The organism is Enterococcus sp. RTP21361st1_A6_RTP21361_211029 (assembly GCF_040910045.1).
GTDB lineage: Bacteria > Bacillota > Bacilli > Lactobacillales > Enterococcaceae > Enterococcus_D > Enterococcus_D gallinarum.
Window position 1 is genome coordinate 1 of record NZ_JBDGBK010000035.1, and the last position, 17,448, is coordinate 17,448.

At 40.9% G+C, this 17,448-nt stretch carries 19 protein-coding genes; all 19 read left to right on the forward strand.

The window, feature by feature from the left end; translation table 11 throughout:
• The coding region (locus tag AB5Z52_RS08095) for an RNA polymerase sigma factor (protein WP_368266876.1) at window positions 1–430 on the forward strand (430 nt) is incomplete at its 5' end.
• Complete coding sequence (locus AB5Z52_RS08100; protein ID WP_003126200.1) at window positions 423–1,481, forward strand: anti sigma factor C-terminal domain-containing protein; 1,059 nt, start codon at window positions 423–425, stop codon at window positions 1,479–1,481. The genes AB5Z52_RS08095 and AB5Z52_RS08100, both read left to right, overlap by 8 nt.
• A 108-nt stretch (window positions 1,482–1,589) precedes the next feature.
• Window positions 1,590–2,654, forward strand: a complete 1,065-nt coding sequence (locus AB5Z52_RS08105) for a Xaa-Pro peptidase family protein (RefSeq protein WP_003126201.1) — start codon at window positions 1,590–1,592, stop codon at window positions 2,652–2,654.
• A 202-nt stretch (window positions 2,655–2,856) separates the two neighbouring features.
• On the forward strand, window positions 2,857–3,282 hold the full coding sequence (locus AB5Z52_RS08110; RefSeq protein ID WP_003126202.1) for an Asp23/Gls24 family envelope stress response protein: 426 nt from the start codon (window positions 2,857–2,859) through the stop codon (window positions 3,280–3,282).
• Window positions 3,275–3,727 carry a transcription antitermination factor NusB gene (gene nusB, locus AB5Z52_RS08115; RefSeq protein ID WP_003126203.1) on the forward strand — a complete coding sequence of 151 codons (453 nt, stop codon included), beginning with the start codon at window positions 3,275–3,277 and terminating at the stop codon, window positions 3,725–3,727. The genes AB5Z52_RS08110 and nusB overlap by 8 nt, the downstream gene beginning before the upstream one ends.
• A gap of 249 nt (window positions 3,728–3,976) precedes the next feature.
• Window positions 3,977–4,294, forward strand: coding sequence for a cupin domain-containing protein (locus tag AB5Z52_RS08120; protein ID WP_005471157.1), 318 nt, complete (start codon window positions 3,977–3,979; stop codon window positions 4,292–4,294).
• A 15-nt stretch (window positions 4,295–4,309) separates the two neighbouring features.
• Entirely contained in the window at window positions 4,310–5,950 is a 1,641-nt protein-coding gene (locus AB5Z52_RS08125) for a peptide ABC transporter substrate-binding protein (protein WP_003126205.1), read from the forward strand.
• A 261-nt stretch (window positions 5,951–6,211) separates the two neighbouring features.
• Window positions 6,212–7,063 (forward strand): bifunctional methylenetetrahydrofolate dehydrogenase/methenyltetrahydrofolate cyclohydrolase, encoded by an 852-nt coding sequence (locus AB5Z52_RS08130; RefSeq protein WP_005471160.1) that lies wholly within the window; start codon window positions 6,212–6,214, stop codon window positions 7,061–7,063.
• Between the two features lies 1 nt (window position 7,064).
• Window positions 7,065–8,417 carry an exodeoxyribonuclease VII large subunit gene (gene xseA / locus AB5Z52_RS08135; RefSeq protein WP_003126207.1) on the forward strand — a complete coding sequence of 451 codons (1,353 nt, stop codon included), beginning with the start codon at window positions 7,065–7,067 and terminating at the stop codon, window positions 8,415–8,417.
• Window positions 8,398–8,616 (forward strand): exodeoxyribonuclease VII small subunit, encoded by a 219-nt coding sequence (locus tag AB5Z52_RS08140; RefSeq protein ID WP_003126209.1) that lies wholly within the window; start codon window positions 8,398–8,400, stop codon window positions 8,614–8,616. The genes xseA and AB5Z52_RS08140 overlap by 20 nt, the downstream gene beginning before the upstream one ends.
• A gap of 8 nt (window positions 8,617–8,624) precedes the next feature.
• The gene (locus tag AB5Z52_RS08145) at window positions 8,625–9,509 is read left to right on the forward strand and encodes a polyprenyl synthetase family protein (protein WP_003126210.1); all 885 of its coding nucleotides are present in this window, start codon (window positions 8,625–8,627) and stop codon (window positions 9,507–9,509) included.
• The gene (locus AB5Z52_RS08150) at window positions 9,509–10,339 is read left to right on the forward strand and encodes a TlyA family RNA methyltransferase (protein WP_003126211.1); all 831 of its coding nucleotides are present in this window, start codon (window positions 9,509–9,511) and stop codon (window positions 10,337–10,339) included. Before AB5Z52_RS08145 ends, AB5Z52_RS08150 begins: the two co-directional genes overlap by 1 nt.
• A gap of 93 nt (window positions 10,340–10,432) precedes the next feature.
• Entirely contained in the window at window positions 10,433–10,882 is a 450-nt protein-coding gene (gene argR, locus AB5Z52_RS08155) for an arginine repressor (protein ID WP_003126212.1), read from the forward strand.
• 12 nt (window positions 10,883–10,894) lie between these two features.
• Window positions 10,895–12,565, forward strand: coding sequence for a DNA repair protein RecN (gene recN / locus AB5Z52_RS08160; RefSeq protein ID WP_003126213.1), 1,671 nt, complete (start codon window positions 10,895–10,897; stop codon window positions 12,563–12,565).
• Window positions 12,566–12,687: 122 nt separating this feature from the next.
• Window positions 12,688–13,416 (forward strand): alpha/beta hydrolase, encoded by a 729-nt coding sequence (locus AB5Z52_RS08165; RefSeq protein ID WP_003126214.1) that lies wholly within the window; start codon window positions 12,688–12,690, stop codon window positions 13,414–13,416.
• A gap of 410 nt (window positions 13,417–13,826) precedes the next feature.
• Entirely contained in the window at window positions 13,827–14,681 is an 855-nt protein-coding gene (locus AB5Z52_RS08170; RefSeq protein ID WP_003126216.1) for a phosphate ABC transporter substrate-binding protein PstS, read from the forward strand.
• Between the two features lie 118 nt (window positions 14,682–14,799).
• Window positions 14,800–15,720 carry a phosphate ABC transporter permease subunit PstC gene (gene pstC, locus AB5Z52_RS08175; protein ID WP_003126217.1) on the forward strand — a complete coding sequence of 307 codons (921 nt, stop codon included), beginning with the start codon at window positions 14,800–14,802 and terminating at the stop codon, window positions 15,718–15,720.
• Complete coding sequence (gene pstA, locus AB5Z52_RS08180) at window positions 15,720–16,604, forward strand: phosphate ABC transporter permease PstA (protein WP_003126218.1); 885 nt, start codon at window positions 15,720–15,722, stop codon at window positions 16,602–16,604. The genes pstC and pstA overlap by 1 nt, the downstream gene beginning before the upstream one ends.
• A gap of 13 nt (window positions 16,605–16,617) precedes the next feature.
• Window positions 16,618–17,424 carry a phosphate ABC transporter ATP-binding protein PstB gene (gene pstB / locus AB5Z52_RS08185; protein ID WP_003126219.1) on the forward strand — a complete coding sequence of 269 codons (807 nt, stop codon included), beginning with the start codon at window positions 16,618–16,620 and terminating at the stop codon, window positions 17,422–17,424.
• Window positions 17,425–17,448: the final 24 nt, after the last annotated feature.

Genomic DNA, 17,448 nt, shown 5'->3' on the forward strand with positions numbered 1-17,448 from the left:
AAAAAATAAAGAGCAGGCCCAAGATTTAGTCAGTGAGGCGTTTCTCGTCATAGCGGAATCTCTCGATGAGCTAAACGAAAAGCAAATCAACTATTTTTTACTAAAAATAATCAAAAATCGCTTCATTGACTGGACGCGTAAACAAACGGTGGCACATCGATGGCGAAAGTTTCCTTCACACGTTTTTCAAGCAGAAAGCCAACAGTTGTCTACCCCATTGGAAGAAATAATAGGACAAGAGAGAAAAAGAGCATTGTATCGCAGTATTGAGAAATTACCTAAAGATACGCGAGAAGTGATTTTACTATACTATTTTTTGGAGTGGCGAATTGAGGAAATTGCAACGTATAAAGAATGGAGCTACACGCAAGCGAAGAATCGTTTGTATCGAGGAAGACAATTACTTAAGGAGGAATTAACAAATGAATGAACCATTTCACTTTGAACAATTGCAAAGGAAAATCAAACAACAACGTTACAAACGAGGGATTTTCTTTCTTTTTGCAGCTGTTGTACTGACAATTGCAGTTTTACTTGTAATGCCAAAATTTGTTGACCTCTTTTTCTATGATCCTCGGCAAAGTAGTCTACAAGTAAATCAAGATAGTTACATCATGAATCGTCAAATCAATAACGAGTTAACGACGCAAAATCATTTTCTATCGAAGTATGAAATACGTTCATTAGGTTTTGGCAGTTATGAGGTGACAGAAGTTTATCAAAATCTCGATCAGAATCATTCTACGATTCAGACAGTAACGATCGATAAAAATCACTTGCTGAAGAATTATCTCTCTAATTCGCAAAAAAAAGATTTTCTTTTTGAATCACGTATGCGAGATTCATCGAGTCTTGAATTCTCTGAGAATCAGACAATGAAGCAGAACCTTTTGAACAATTTAAAAAAATTGCCCAAAAGCACTTCATTGATCACCACATTAATTTTTGAGAAAGACTTATCTTTGGAAGAATTGAGAGACTGGCAGATGTATCAAATACCCAAAGGAGAAATTCTCTGGACAGCTGTTCGAACAGGGGGGGCAACTGGAAATCAAGATTTTCAGCCGCTTGGGTTTTCCAATAGTTTTTCTCGTGTAGTCCCAGAAGAAAAGACACTTGAAGAGAGTTTTTTAAAAGACTTTCCTTTTCTGGATTTATCAGAAGCAACTAGCAAACAACAATCAGACTATTCAGAAACAGAACAATCCGCTGCGCATTTTGAATCGATGTTGAAATACTTACTAACCCAGAAAGACTTTTTAGCCTTGGAATCGAATGACGCGCGTGATATTCTATCTGTTGAACAAATTGAAACAGCGTTGACCTACATTCAAAAAAACGGTGTACAAACCTATGGAATTTCAGCACGCATGTCCGTAGATGCACTGATTACCCTTCTTGAAAGCGGTGAAAACATTTTAACGGCGCGTGTGATGGAGACGAATTTGTTTTCTTTGATAGACCAGATTAACGAGGATTAAAGAATGTCTAAAAGCAATCTGTCTTTTTTTGTATAAATTTTTTTCATTCTTTTCGCTTTTCTGGGAAGTTTGCTATAATAATACAGAACAAGAAAGTGGGGAGAAAGAATGTTAAGAGTTGAAAAATTAAGAGAAGCAATGAGAAAAGATGCCGTTGATGGTTTTTTGATCACGAGCCCATACAATTTGCGTTATTTGACTAATTTTACCGGCACGACTGGTTTAGCTGTCATTACATTGGAAAAAGCTTTTTTCGTTACTGATTTTCGTTATACAGAGCAAGCGGCTGCTCAAGCACAAGGATTTGAAATCGTAAAAAATAGCGGACCGATTTTTGAAGAAGTTGCGGCTATTTGCGAAAAAGAAGAGATCAATGTTTTGGCTTTCGAAGAAAGTTACGTCAGCTTTTCTGATTATTCGGTCTTGGAGGAGATTATTGAAGAATCTTCATTGGCTCCTGTTTCAGGTATGATCGAAGCATTGCGGGAAGTCAAAGATGAGTCAGAAATCGCGTTGATCCAACAAGCTTGCCATATTGCGGATCAAGGATTTGAACATATTTTGAAAATGATCCGTCCCGGAATGTCAGAAATAGAAGTAGCCAATCAACTTGACTTTTTCATGCGTTCTTTGGGCGCTACAAGCGTTTCTTTTGATACAATCGTTGCCAGTGGATTACGTTCAGCTATGCCCCATGGGGTAGCTAGTGAAAAAGTAATTGAACAAGGAGATTTGATCACTCTGGATTTTGGTTGCTACTATCAAGGATATGTTTCTGATATGACTCGGACGTTCGCCGTAGGTGATCCCGGAGACAAATTAAAAGAAATTTATCGAATCGTCCTTGAAGCTCAAGAAAAAGTTTTAGCTGCAGCCAAACCGGGCATGACAGGAATTGAATTAGATGCAATCGCACGTGATCATATTGCTTCATTCGGCTATGGAGAAGCTTTCGGACATTCAACGGGTCACGGAATCGGTCTAGAGATCCATGAAGGACCAAACGTCTCTTTCCGAGCAGACAAAGCATTTGTTACGGGCAACGTCATTACAGACGAACCGGGAATTTATCTTCCAGGTATCGGCGGCGTTCGAATCGAAGATGATTTGTTGATCACAGAAACTGGTAATCAAGTTTTGACGCATTCTCCTAAAGAATTGATCATCTTGTAAATCAACATCCTCGTTTATTTCAGAAAATTCATTGAGAATAGTGGGTTATTATAGATTCTCAGTGCAGAAAATGATAAACTTAGGGCGAGAAGAAACCTCTATACAAATGAAACTGTCTATCCAAGTCATGACTTATTGAGACGAAACATATCGTGAAGGGATAGATAACAATGTGTGGAAGTTTAGAATGGAGGCAAAACTTATGAATGAAGATAAAAATCTAGTCTTAGACGCAAGTCCTGAATTAGGCGAAATTGTGATCGCACCAGAAGTCATCGAGATCATTATTGGTATCGCAGCATCTAAAGTGGAAGGTGTCTATGGGATGCGGGGGACATTAGCCAATAGTGTGACTGAATTGCTTGGACGCTCCGCGCATGGCAAAGGGGTCTACTTGACAATCGATGAAACTGGGATCAAGGTTGATCTTTATTGCTATCTAAGCTATGGCGTTTCTGTGCCTAAAGTAGCAATGGAAATTCAAGATCGAGTGAAACAGCAAGTATTGTTCATGACAGATGTTCACTTAGCGGAAGTCAATGTACATGTGGTAGCTGTAGTACCAGAAAAGATTGAGCAACCTGATATTGAAGAATTATTCGGAAACGACGAGGAAGAAAATGAGTAAAGAATTATCACGTCACGAGATTCGGAAAATGGCTCTGCAAGCCTTATTTCCTTTAGATTTTAATAAAGATTTAACGAAACAAGATGCGATCATGCATGCAATTGAGTTGGAACACCATGAGCTGATTGATGAAGAACAGGAACACTTCGTTCCAGCGTATTTGGATCAACTTGTAGCAGGGGTATGTCAGTACAAAGAAGCGTTGGATGAAGTGATCCAGTCCCATTTAAAATCCGGTTGGAAGATCCAACGATTATCAAAAATGGATGTAACGATTTTACGAATTGCATTATATGAAATGGTGTATGTTGACAATGTTCCTAATCGAGTCGCGTTAAATGAAGCCATTGAATTAGCCAAAACATTCAGTGATGACCAATCAAGAAAATTTGTGAATGGTATTTTGTCTAATGTGAACAGTGAAATTGAAAGTAAGAATGACTAGTTAATCAAAACAGCCTCAGCTAAAAGCTGAGGCTGTTTTTTGGTTATTTGCGATACAATGCCATAGTTGTTATTAAGTTGGTTGAGGTGAAAAACTGGATCTTTCTACAGAGAGAAGTGTTAATAAAAGTAATTTTTTCAAAAAAACAGCTGAAAAATAAAAATAAAAGCGATATTTTGAATAAAAGTATTGACTTTAGAATATTCTGACGATTTAATTGAAAGTAATAATTGAAAGGAGTCAGAAAAAATGAAAATTATTTCAGCGGATAATGGGAAAGAATTTGAAACGATATTTGATTCATTGAATCAAACCAACGGAAAGGTTCAAATGGGAGTGGTTCGGTTAGCTCCAGGTGAGAAAAGACCATTAGAGGGATTTGCACGTCACACACAAGATGAATTTTCCTATGTGATCAAAGGAAGCGCTCATACAGTTTTAGAAGACGGAACAGATCTCACTGGAAATCCGGGAGACTGTCAATGGATCGAAGCCGGAGAAGGGCATATCAACTACAATGATGGCACAGAAACGGCTGAGGTTGTGTGGTTTTTGGTGGAACGATAAAAAAGGAGGAAAAGAATGAGAAAAGGATTTAACAGATTGTTGGGGTTGATAGTAGCAATGATATTTTTGACTGGATGTACAGCAGGTACAACAACAAAGCAGAAAGAAGATTCAGCCTCTCAAGTGATTCGACTAATGTCTATGACAGAGCTAACTTCATTGGATCCGGCTGCCATGTTGGACTTCCCAGATGCAATTATTCAAACAGCCACTTTTGAAGGCTTATATCTATTGGATGAAAAGGATGAAGTGCAGCCGGGTGTAGCAGTTGATTTACCGGAAATTTCGTCTGACGGCAAAACTTATCGCTTTAGGTTACGCGAAAATGCACAATGGAGCAATGGGGATCCGGTGACAGCGAATGACTTTGAATATGCTTGGAAACGGATGATTGATCCTGAAAATGCATTTCAGTATAGTTTCTTGATGAATGGATTGATCGAAAATGCGGAAGAAATTGCCCGTGGTGATCAGTCGGCGGATACGCTAGGTGTTGAAGCAAAGGATGACTATACATTAGAAGTCCGTCTTACACAACCAGCTCCGTATTTTACTTCCTTGATGGTTTTTCCGATTTTCTTTCCTCAAAATCAATCGGTTGTCGAAAAATTTGGACAGGAATATGGGACAGCCAGCGACAAAATTGTTTATAATGGACCATTTGTTGTAAAAAACTGGCAGCAAACTGAGATGAATTGGGATTTAGCCAAGAATGAATCTTATTGGGATCAAGAAGCTATTCTGGCAGAAGAGATCCATTATGATGTGGTAAAAGAATCTGCAACCGCGCTAAATCTTTATGAAGATGGACAGTTGGATGTCGCAATCATCAGTGGAGAGATCGCCAAACAAATGCAGTCAAGTGACCAATTTGCCTCTTATCCTTCGGCAACGATGAATTATATCCGGTTAAATCAAGAAAGAAAGGGACAACCGACACCTTTACAAAATGAAAATTTACGAAAAGCTCTCGCATTGGCCATTGATAAAGAGAATCTTGTCAATAATATTATGGCAGATGGATCCAAACCCTTGAATGGCGCGATCACAGAAGGCTTTGTCGCTAATCCTGATACTGGCGTGGACTTTCGTGAGGAAGCCGGTGATTTGATGGCCTATGATAAAGAAAAAGCGCTAGCCTATTGGGAACAGGCAAAAGCAGAATTAGGCGATGAAATCGAGCTTGATCTGTTAACGACTGATGATGGTTCCTACAAAAAAATGGGTGAGAGTATCCAATGGAGTTTGGAGGACCTCTTTACTGGTTTGAAGGTCAATATGCGCTCGCTGCCAGCCGAAACAGCGTTGAATCTTGCTAGTGAAAGCGACTATGATTTGTTCCTAATTTATTGGACTCCCGATTACCAAGATCCTTATTCTACACTTAAGATGATGTATAGCGGAAACAATCGCCATTACTCGAATCCTTTTTATGACCGCTTATTGGATGATGCCAGCACTACCTATGCTCTTGATGAGAACAAGCGATGGGAAACGATGATTGCAGCCGAAAAAGAACTGATGGAAACAACTGCCGGTATGATCGTTATCAGCCAAAATCAAAACTCAGTGTTACAAAATCCTTCAATCTCAGGATTAAACTATCACACTTTTGCGGCACCGATGACTCTCAGAAACCTTGTGAAAAATGAGTGAAGAATAGCTGATCAATCAGACTCATTATATCAAAACTGCGGGTTTTGAATTGATTAGGTTTCTACAAATAAATAGTGAAAACTAGGCAGTCCTTTTGCAAAAGAGGCTGCCTTTATTGTTCTGTGTGAGTCTTTGGTTAAGCAGTTGCAATGAGAAAATGCTATGATACTAGAGATGGGAAACGATGATTTTCCTACCAGAAATCATTTTTCTTCAAAGCGAACTATGCTAGAATAGAAAAAAGTCAGAGGAGTTGTCAAGATGGGTATTTTGATTAATGGAAAAGAATTAGCAGAAAAAATGCAAGCAGATCTTACTGCAGAAACCGCCCTTTTAAAAGAACAAGGAATTGTTCCCGGCTTAGTTGTTCTACTGGTAGGGGAAGATAAAGCAAGTCAAACGTATGTGCGAAACAAAGAACTGGCTGCGGCAAGAATCGGCATACGATCTAAAGTTGAACATTATCCCGAGTCGATAACTGAAGAAGAACTACTTAGTGAAATCGACAAGTACAATCAGGACCCAGACTTTCATGGTATCTTAGTCCAGCTGCCACTGCCAAAACAAATCGATGAAGAGAAAGTGTTGCTAGCTATCCGACCTGAAAAAGATGTCGATGGTTTCCATCCTATCAACCTTGGTAAATTGTTTGCTGGTGTTCCCGATCGAATCCCTTGCACCCCTTACGGTATTATGAAAATGTTTGAAGCGTATGATATTCCACTTGAAGGTAAAAATGCATTAGTGATCGGCCGAAGCAATATCGTAGGCAAACCGATGGCACATTTGCTTCTCGGTAAAAATGCTACCGTCACGATCGCACATTCAAAAACACAGAATTTACCAGCATTGGCTAGACAAGCCGATATCTTAGTGGTTGCGATTGGACGCGGTCATTTTGTAACTAAAGAATTTGTGAAAGAAGGAGCAGTCGTTATTGATGTAGGAATGAATCGTGATGAGGCAGGAAAATTGATTGGGGATGTGAAATTTGCTGAAGTTGAACCTATCGCAAGCTATATCACGCCAGTTCCACGAGGCGTCGGACCAATGACGATCACGATGCTGATGGCACAAACCTTAGCAGCGGCAAAGGAGACTGTAAAGAGATAACATGGCACAACAATATTTAACTGTGACCGCATTGACCAAATACTTGAAACGCAAGTTTGATGCTGATCCTTACTTGGAACGGGTCTATTTGACTGGAGAAATCTCCAATTTTCGCAGACGGCCAAACCATCAATATTTTAGCTTAAAAGACGATGGCGCAAAAATTTCGACAGTCATGTTCAAGGGAGCTTTTGACAAGCTGCGATTTCAGCCGGAAGAAGGAATGAAAGTGTTGGCTGTTGGCCGCATTTCACTCTATGAGGCCAGCGGAAATTATCAGATGTACATTGAACACATGGAACCTGACGGAGTGGGGGCGTTGTATCAAGCCTACGAACAACTTAAGAAAAAATTAGCAGAAGAAGGGCTATTTTCAGCTCCCAAAAAAATCCTTCCACGATTTCCAAAACGAATCGCGGTACTTACAAGCCCCAGTGGCGCAGTGATTCGGGATATTATCACCACTGCGCAGCGGCGCTATCCGATTGCCGAAATCGTCTTGTTTCCAACCGTAGTCCAAGGAGACAAGGCAGCAGATGATGTAGTAAAAAATATCCAACGAGTAGAAGCAGATGGCACCTTCGATACAATGATTATTGGCCGCGGCGGAGGTTCTATCGAAGATCTCTGGCCATTTAATGAAGAACGCGTTGCACGTGCCATATTCGCTGCCGAGACACCAGTCATTTCTTCTGTGGGACATGAGACAGATACCACCATCGCTGATTTAGTGGCTGATGTACGAGCAGCCACACCAACTGCTGCTGCTGAATTAGCAGTGCCAGTTCTTTCAGAAGAAATTTTACGGATCGAAGAGAAGCAAACAAGGCTTGAACAAGCATTTATGTATCAAATCCAGCGGAAACAAGAACGTTTCCAACGGGCAGTAGGTTCTTATATTTTTCGTCAACCAGAGCGCTTATATGAGGCCCAAGCGATTAAGCTGGATCAGTTGCAGCAACGAATGAATCAATCGTTGCAAACACAGCTCTATGATAAAGAGAAGGTGGCCAGTCAGTTGATTCATCGTTTGGAACAACAGCTACCTAAGGCACGGCTATCAGCTGCAGGACAAGAAGTTACTTATTTAACGCAACGACTAGAAAAAGCCATTCAACTTAGCGTTGAAAAAAAAGAACAGCGATTTTTAAGTGCTCTCCAATCGTTAGATCTTTTGAGCCCTCTAAAAATCATGGGACGAGGCTACAGTTTTACGACGAAAGACGAGCAAGTCGTTAAAACCATCGCAGATATTGAAGCTGGTGATGAGTTGAACGTCCATTATCAAGATGGTCAAGCGCTTGTTAAAGTTATTGCAACAGAAGGAGAAGATCATGGCAAATCCAACATTTGAAGAATCATTACAAGAATTAGAACAAATCGTTACTCGGCTGGAACAAGGCGATGTACCATTAGAAGAAGCTCTTGACGCTTTTCAAAAGGGAATGGTATTAAGCAAACAGTGCAAAGATACATTGGCTAAAGCAGAAAAATCATTAACAAAAATGATGACTGAAAACAATGAAGAAGTTCTTTTTGATGAGGAAGACTAATGGATAACATGCAACAATTTCAAGAAAAATATCTTTCGGAGATCGAAGCTGTGATTGTTCGATTTCTAGAAGAGCATACAAGTGATCAAACGTTGAAAGATAGTATGCTCTACTCCATTCATGCTGGCGGTAAACGAATTCGTCCACTGCTGTTGACAGCGACCGTTGCTTCTTTCCATAAGTCAATGACTTTGGGAGTATACCAGACTGCAGCAGCCCTAGAGATGATTCATACCTATTCACTGATTCATGATGATTTGCCGGCGATGGACGATGACGCCTTGCGACGAGGCAAACCAACAAACCATAAAGTCTATGGAGAAGCACTAGCAATCCTTGCTGGGGACGGTCTATTGACTGCTGCGTTTCAGTTGTTATCGTTAGCTGATCTTGAACCAGATAAGAAAATTTTGCTTTTGCAGCAGCTTAGTCATACGGCAGGCACAGCGGGAATGGTGGCTGGACAGGCAGCAGATATCCAAGGGGAAAATCAGCAACTCACACTTGATGAGCTGATCAGCATTCACGAACGCAAAACAGGTGAACTGATTCGTTTTGCAGTGATTGCAGGTGGTATTTTAGCGGATCAGACAGAAGAAGTTATCCAGCTGCTCGATCAATTTGCTCGTCATATGGGCTTAGCCTTCCAAATCCGCGATGATCTTTTAGATGTCACCAGTACAACAGAAGTATTGGGCAAGATTGTCCATCGAGATGATGCACTAGCTAAAAGTACTTATCCGGCTTTGCTAGGACTTGATGGCGCTAGTGAAGCGTTGAAGGATGAATTGAATCAAGCGTATGCTGTGTTAGATGAACTGAGCAGTTATGGACATTTCGATCAACGATTGATCACATCCGTTGTCAAACAATTCGAGATTAGAGGAAAGTAATGAAAAAAGAACGAGTAGATGTTTTAGCGGTCCAACAAGGACTTTTTGAAACCAGAGAACAAGCGAAGCGCGGTGTCATGGCTGGATTAGTTTACACAGAGAAAAATGAACGTTTAGACAAACCAGGTGAAAAAATCAGCGGGGAGACACAGTTGCAAATCAAAGGCAAAAAGCTACCTTATGTCTCCCGTGGTGGCTTAAAACTTGAAAAAGCTTTGAAAATTTTTGACTTTGAGGTGAAAGACCAAATTCTGCTGGATATTGGTGCGTCTACCGGCGGCTTTACTGATGCAGCTCTGCAGAATGGGGCAAAAATGAGTTATGCCTTAGACGTTGGCTACAATCAGTTGGCGTGGAAACTACGTCAAGATCCGCGAGTAGTCGTGATGGAACGTGTGAATTTTCGTTATGCCAAACCTACTGATTTTTTAGAAGGATTACCAGAAAGAGCAACCATCGATGTGTCATTTATCTCTTTGAAGTTGATCTTGCCGCCGTTACATGAAATTCTCGTAGACCAAGGAGAAGTCATAGCGCTGATCAAGCCCCAATTCGAAGCAGGGAAAGCATCTGTCGGAAAAAACGGCATTGTTCGTGATCCTGCAGTCCATCAAAGGGTTCTCGAAGAAATCTTGGACTTTGCCCAATCGAATGGCTTTAATATTCTTGATCTTAGTTTTTCACCGATCACGGGCGGTGAAGGCAACATTGAATTTTTGGTTCATCTACAGAAAGTGCAGAATGGTGATGGCACAAGGAAAGCCGAAATCTCTGTCCCTCAGATCGTTGCTGAAGCACATGAAACCTTTCATCATCCAAAAACTTACTGATTTTGCAGAGCTGGTATTTTACATGCCGGCTCTCTTTCTTTCTGTCTAAAAATAGGATAAAATTAGTAGGAATTCAATCAGGAGGAACGAGAGATGAGAAAAAAAGAGCGTCATCGTTTGATAACACGATTGCTTAGTGAGCAAGATATTCAAAAACAGGAAGAATTTGTCGAATTGCTTCAGGAAAAAGGGGTGTCGGTCACACAAGCGACAATTTCCCGCGATATCAAAGAAATGAAGCTAGTCAAAGTCCCTTCACAAAAAGGTGGCTACCGCTACAGCATTCCTCAAGAAACGTCAGAAGATGTCATTGCCAAATTAGAAAAGATTTTGAAAGCTGCCTTTGTTTCTGTTGATCGAATGGATAAATTCGTTATTTTACGCACATTGCCGGGAAATGCTTCCGCTTTGGCAAATTTGATCGATAAACAATATGCAAAGGAACTGTTTGGTACCTTAAATGATGATGACAATGTATTGATGATCACTAAAACAGAAGCAGATGCAGAAACTTTGTTTAAAGATTTTCAACGATTTATGTAGAGGAGGCAATCAATGCTTTTAGAGTTGACCATTCAAAATTTCGCAATTATTTCCCACTTACACCTTTCTTTTCATGAAGGAATGACAGCTTTGACAGGTGAAACAGGTGCCGGGAAATCAATCATTATTGATGCGATGGGCTTGTTAGCCGGCGGACGCGGATCTACTGACTACTTGCGTCAAGGAGCAGAGAAATGCCGACTGGAAGGCCTTTTTGAATGGCCGCAGCAGTCTGAGTTTCAAGAACTGACAGAAGAATTAGGCATTGATCAAGAAGATGTGCTGATCGTCCAACGGGATATCACACAAGCAGGAAAAACAATCTGTCGTGTCAATGGACGTACGGTCACCTTGGCAAATCTGCGAAAGATTGGTCTTTTTTTAGTTGATATTCAAGGACAAAACGAACATCAAGAGTTATTACAGCCGGAAAGGCATCTTAGTTTGGTAGATGGGTTTGGCGATGATGGTTTCAAAGAAGAACTGCTGCACTATCAGGATGCCTATCAGGAATACCGCAATTTAGAAAAACAGGTTCGCAATATTCAGGAAAATGAACAATTATATGTTCAACGGATGGATATGCTGCGATTCCAACAAGAAGAAATCGCACAGGCTGAATTAATCGAGGGCGAAGAAGAAAATCTGATCGAAGAACGTGAGAAGTTAACCAACTATCAGAAAATCGTCGATGCACTGGGGCAAAGTTATGGTGCGCTCTCTTCAGAAGAAATGAGCAGTGTCGACGGTGTGAGTGTGGCACTGTCCGAGATCCAATCTATCGCCCACTTAGATCAAGCCTATGAAAAAATCACTGAAACGATCCAGAGCGCTTATTATTTGTTGCAGGATGCTGCTTCTGATATTTCACGACAATTAGATAACCTTGAACTTGATGAAGGACGTCTAGAAGAAGTTATCAACCGACTGGAAACGATTCGTCAATTGAAGCGCAAATACGGCGAGTCCATCTCCGTCATCCTAGCTTATTATGAAGAAATTAGTAAGGAGATCTCTGAATCTGCCTATACTGAAGGCCAGCTGGAACAGTTAGAAGAGCAATTGACAGCTAAGGCCGATGCTGTTTGGGCTCTTGCTGAACAACTCCATGTCAAGCGGCGAGAAATCGCACATCGATTAGAAAAAGAAATTGTGCAAGAATTGAACGACCTCTATATGGAACATGCACAGTTTGAAGTTCGCTTTGCAAATGGCAAGCAGTTGACAGCTACTGGATTTGATAGTGTGGCTTTTTATCTCACGACCAATCCTGGGGAAGGCATGAAGCCGTTGGTTCGGGTAGCATCTGGGGGTGAGCTGTCTCGTATCTTATTAGCATTGAAATCGATTTTTTCACGGAAACAAGGGATCACGAGTATTGTTTTTGACGAAGTAGATACCGGAGTCAGTGGCCGCGTGGCGCAAGCAATTGCTGAAAAGATCTCAAAAATTGCGTTGAATTCCCAAGTATTGTGTATCACTCATTTGCCGCAAGTAGCCGCAGTAGCTGATTATCAATATTTTATTGAAAAAGCGATCCAAGAAGGACGGACGGAGACTCGAGTTCGTCAGTTATCCTATGAAGAACGAGTGACTGAGATTGCTCGTATGTTATCAGGAGCAGAAATCACAGAACTGACAGTAGAGCATGCGCGTGAATTGTTAGCCTTGGCTCATCAGTAAATACTTGAAAGAAGTTACCCACAAAATGGAAACGCGAACGCAAGTGCCGCTCCCTTCAAACTAGTTAAGAAGCGACTGCTTGGTTCAGGCGGTTCCATTTTGTTGATTTTGGAGGATGGAAAATGAAAAAATATCAAAAAATACTACTTGGTCTAGTGATCGGCCTACTGCTGATCGGTGCAGGTGGATGGTTGGGCTGGCAAAAATTACACTATCCGGCAAGTGAAGCCGCTCAAGCAGCTCTTTCAAAAGGGCAAGAGAAACGAGATGCGCTTTATTTCTCTGGAGACCCTGAAAAACCACTCGTTGTTTTTTATCCGGGAGCACTAGTAGATGCAGAAAGTTACAGTATTTGGGCAAAAGAGGTGTCTGAAAAAGGATACTCGGTTGCAATCGTCAAGATGCCCTTTGATATGGCGGTCCTTGGGGGAAATCGAGCAGAGAATATTTTAAACGAATTTCCACATAGTGGCTATGTGATTGGCGGGCATTCATTGGGTGGCGTGATTGCAAGCCGTTATGCCGCTAGTCAAAAGAATGGGTTAAAGGGAGTCTTTTTCTTAGCGAGTTATCCAGATGAAAAAGGCAGTTTAGCAGAGACTAATTTGCCTGTGCTTTCTCTCACTGCTAGCAATGACGAGGTATTGAATCAAGGGAATTATCAAGCAGCAAAAACCTATTTGCCGGATTCAGCTATTTTCGAAACAATCTCAGGAGGCAATCACGCTGGTTTTGGTAGTTACGGCTCACAGCGTGGTGACGGAGCTGCCTCGATTTCAAATGAGGAACAACAACAACAGATCGCTGAGAAACTCACACAATGGTTAGATAACCTGGATAAAACACAATAATCCGTTATTTTGGACAAAAAAAGACGGCAGAAGCTGGTACATAAATGACCACTTCTGCCGCCGTTTTGATTCAACATACATTTGGGGAAATGTTGATGAAATCACGAAAACGTCGAACATAATTTGGGGCTATTCTTGATTGGGGAAGCAAGAAAGGTTATTATGTTCTTTTAATAATTGTTTTCTTATCCAGTATAGCACAGTAAGAATTGACAATATACTTCTTTTTACTAATTGAAAAAAATTTTTACTTTTTTACTTTTAGTTATTTTCTGTAAGTGATTGTAGGAAATGGAGTAAATTTTTGTCAGGAGTGAGAAATATTAGCAAATAATAATTTTCAACAATTCCATAAAATGGTAAAATGGAAATAATTGTATTTAACTTTGGAGAGAACAAGGAGCGTTATCATGAAAAAATTGAAATTTTTGGGACCAGTTTTAGGCTTGGTCATTCTATTATCAGGATGTGCAAAATGGATCGATCAAGGGGAATCGATCACCGCTGTCGGCTCATCCGCATTACAGCCGTTAGTAGAGACTGTGGCAGAAGAATTCCAAAATGAAAACCCAGGCAGATTTATTAATGTTCAAGGTGGCGGTAGTGGTACAGGATTGAGCCAAGTTCAAGCAGGTGCTGTAGATATCGGCAACTCAGATCTGTTTGCAGAAGAAAAGTCTGGTATCGATGCTAAAGCACTTGTGGATCATAAAGTAGCTGTAGTAGGAATCACTCCTATTGTAAATAAAAATGTCGGTGTATCTGATATCTCTACAGAAAATTTACGAAAGATTTTTCTAGGCGAAATTACCAACTGGAAAGAAGTAGGGGGGAATGATCAAAAAATCGTTCTATTGAACCGTGCGGCAGGAAGCGGAACAAGAGGAACCTTCGAAAAATGGATCATGGATGGAGAAACAGCAATCCCATCGCAAGAACAAGATTCAAGTGGAATGGTCCGTTCGATTGTTTCGGATACGCCGGGAGCTATCAGTTACGTTGCATTCTCTTATGTGACGGATGATGTCAATGTTCTTTCTATTGATGGCGTAGCACCGACAGACGAAAATGTGACGACAAATGACTGGAAAGTCTGGGCGTATGAACACATGTATACGAAGGGAGAACCTACAGCACTGACAGCAGAATTCCTAGAGTATATCCTTTCGGATGAAGTTCAAGAGCACATTGTTGGGGATCTTGGTTATATTCCTATTTCAAGAATGCAAGTTGAACGTGATTGGGAAGGAAATGTCATCAAGTAACCTTTACACAAAATTTACAATGTTGCCGAAAAATTTACAAAAGGTTTAACAGAAATTGATGTTCGAGCGATAAACTAATATTTGTGAATTTAGTTTGATTTTTGAGGAGGAATCCCTCGTGGAAAATGTAAAAGAAGTGTTAACGAAAAAATCTAAGCGAGCAAAAATGGAGCAGCGGGGAAAGCTCATTAGTTTTCTTTGTATCGCATTGATCGTTTTGGTTGTGATCTCAATTTTTTATTTTGTAGCAAGTCGTGGGCTTGCCACGTTTTTCGTTGATAAAGTAAATGTGTTTGATTTCTTGTTTGGTACACAATGGAACCCTAGTGCTGTTGGTCCAGATGGACAGCCGCTTGTCGGCGCATTGCCGATGATCGTCGGCTCATTTGTGGTAACTTTCTTATCAGCGATTATCGCAACACCATTTGCGATTGGTGCAGCTGTCTTTATGGTAGAAGTTTCCCCTCGCAACGGTGAAAAGATTTTGCAGCCAGTTATCGAGTTACTAGTGGGGATCCCATCCGTTGTTTACGGATTTATCGGACTATCCGTGATTGTTCCAGCGGTCCGTTCTGTTTTTGGCGGTACTGGTTTTGGGATTCTGGCAGGGACATTTGTTCTGTTTATCATGATCTTGCCAACTGTGACGACAATGACTGTCGATGCGTTGCGAGCAGTCCCAAGACACTATCGCGAAGCCTCACTTGCTCTTGGAGCAACAAGATGGCAAACGATTTACAAAGTTGTTTTGCGGGCAGCAGTTCCAGGGATTTTAACAGCAGTCGTCTTTGGAATGGCTCGGGCATTTGGTGAAGCATTGGCCATCCAAATGGTGATCGGGAATGCGGCATTGATGCCGTCTAGCTTGGTGACACCTGCTTCAACATTGACATCGATTCTAACGATGGGAATCGGAAATACGATCATGGGGACTGTTGAAAATAACGTGCTATGGTCATTAGCGCTGATCTTATTATTAATGTCTTTATTGTTCAATATTGTGATTCGATTGATTGGTAAGAAAGGAGCGTTGAAATAATGAATGCAAAACGCTCAGATAAAATTGCGACTGGTGTGCTTTATGCTGTAGCAGGAATCATTGTTTTGATTTTGGCTTCTTTATTGCTTTATATCTTAGTACGAGGGATTCCTCATATCAGTTGGGAATTTTTGACCTCACCTTCCAAAGCTTATCAAGAAGGTGGTGGGATTGGGATTCAGTTATTCAACTCATTGTATCTTTTATTGGTTACAATGATCATTAGTTTCCCGATTTCATTAGGTGCCGGGATCTATTTATCCGAATATGCGAAAAAGAATTGGTTTACAGATGTAGTGAGAACATCGATTGAGATTCTTAGTTCGTTGCCTTCAGTTGTAGTCGGTCTTTTTGGTTTTTTAGTCTTCGTTATCCAATTCGGTTACGGATTCTCGATTATTTCAGGAGCCCTAGCACTAACGTTTTTCAATTTACCATTACTAACAAGAAATGTAGAAGAATCATTGCAAGCCATCCACTATACACAGCGTGAAGCTGGGTTGTCGCTTGGATTGTCACGCTGGGAAACAGTCATGCGAATCATCGTTCCTGAAGCAACACCAGGGATATTGACTGGTGTGATCCTAAGTTCAGGACGTATTTTCGGGGAAGCCGCAGCATTGATTTACACCGCAGGTCAGAGTGCGCCAGCGTTAGACTTTTCAAATTGGAACCCGCTGAGTGTTTCCAGCCCGATCAGCATTTTCCGACAAGCGGAAACATTGGCTGTCCATATTTGGAAAATCAATACAGAAGGAACGATGCCTGATGGAATCCAAGTTTCAGCTGGCGCTTCAGCTGTCCTGATCATCGCTGTTCTATTGTTTAACTTTGGCGCTCGTGCAATCGGTAAACGATTGTATAAGAAAATGACGTCAGCATAAGGAGAATCACTGTATGAATGATTATAATTGGGAAGAACGCAATATCATTACCTTTGATCGACCAGAAGACGTCGCTCTTTATACAAATGATCTGCACGTATGGTATGGAACGAATGAAGCGATCAAAGGAATCGATCTGCAATTTGAAAAAAACAAAATTACCGCATTGATTGGACCTTCTGGTTGTGGGAAATCGACCTATCTTCGTTCATTGAATCGCATGAACGATGGTATTGCGAATACGAAAGTAACGGGTCAAATTATGTACAAGGGTGTCGATGTCAATACGAAAGAAGTCGATGTCTATGAAATGCGCAAACGGATTGGCATGGTTTTTCAACGTCCAAATCCTTTCAGTAAATCAATTTATGACAATATCGCATTTGCTTTGCGTCGTCATGGTGAAAAGAACAAGAAGAAATTAGACGAGATCGTTGAAACAAGTTTGAAACAAGCCGCTCTGTGGGATCAAGTCAAAGACAGCCTGGATAAAAGTGCTTTAGCATTGTCCGGGGGGCAACAACAACGTCTGTGTATTGCTCGTGCCATCGCTATGAAGCCGGATATTTTACTTTTGGATGAACCAGCGAGTGCGCTAGATCCAATCTCTACCGGAACGGTTGAAGAAACATTGGTCAACTTAAAGCAAGATTATTCGATTATTATCGTGACGCACAACATGCAGCAAGCTGCACGGATCAGTGACTATACCGCGTTCTTTTACTTGGGAAATGCAATTGAATATGATCACACACGAAAAATATTCACGCGTCCTAAAATCCAAGCAACAGAAGATTATGTATCAGGTCACTTTGGCTAATCTGATCCGATCAGTAAACGGAGG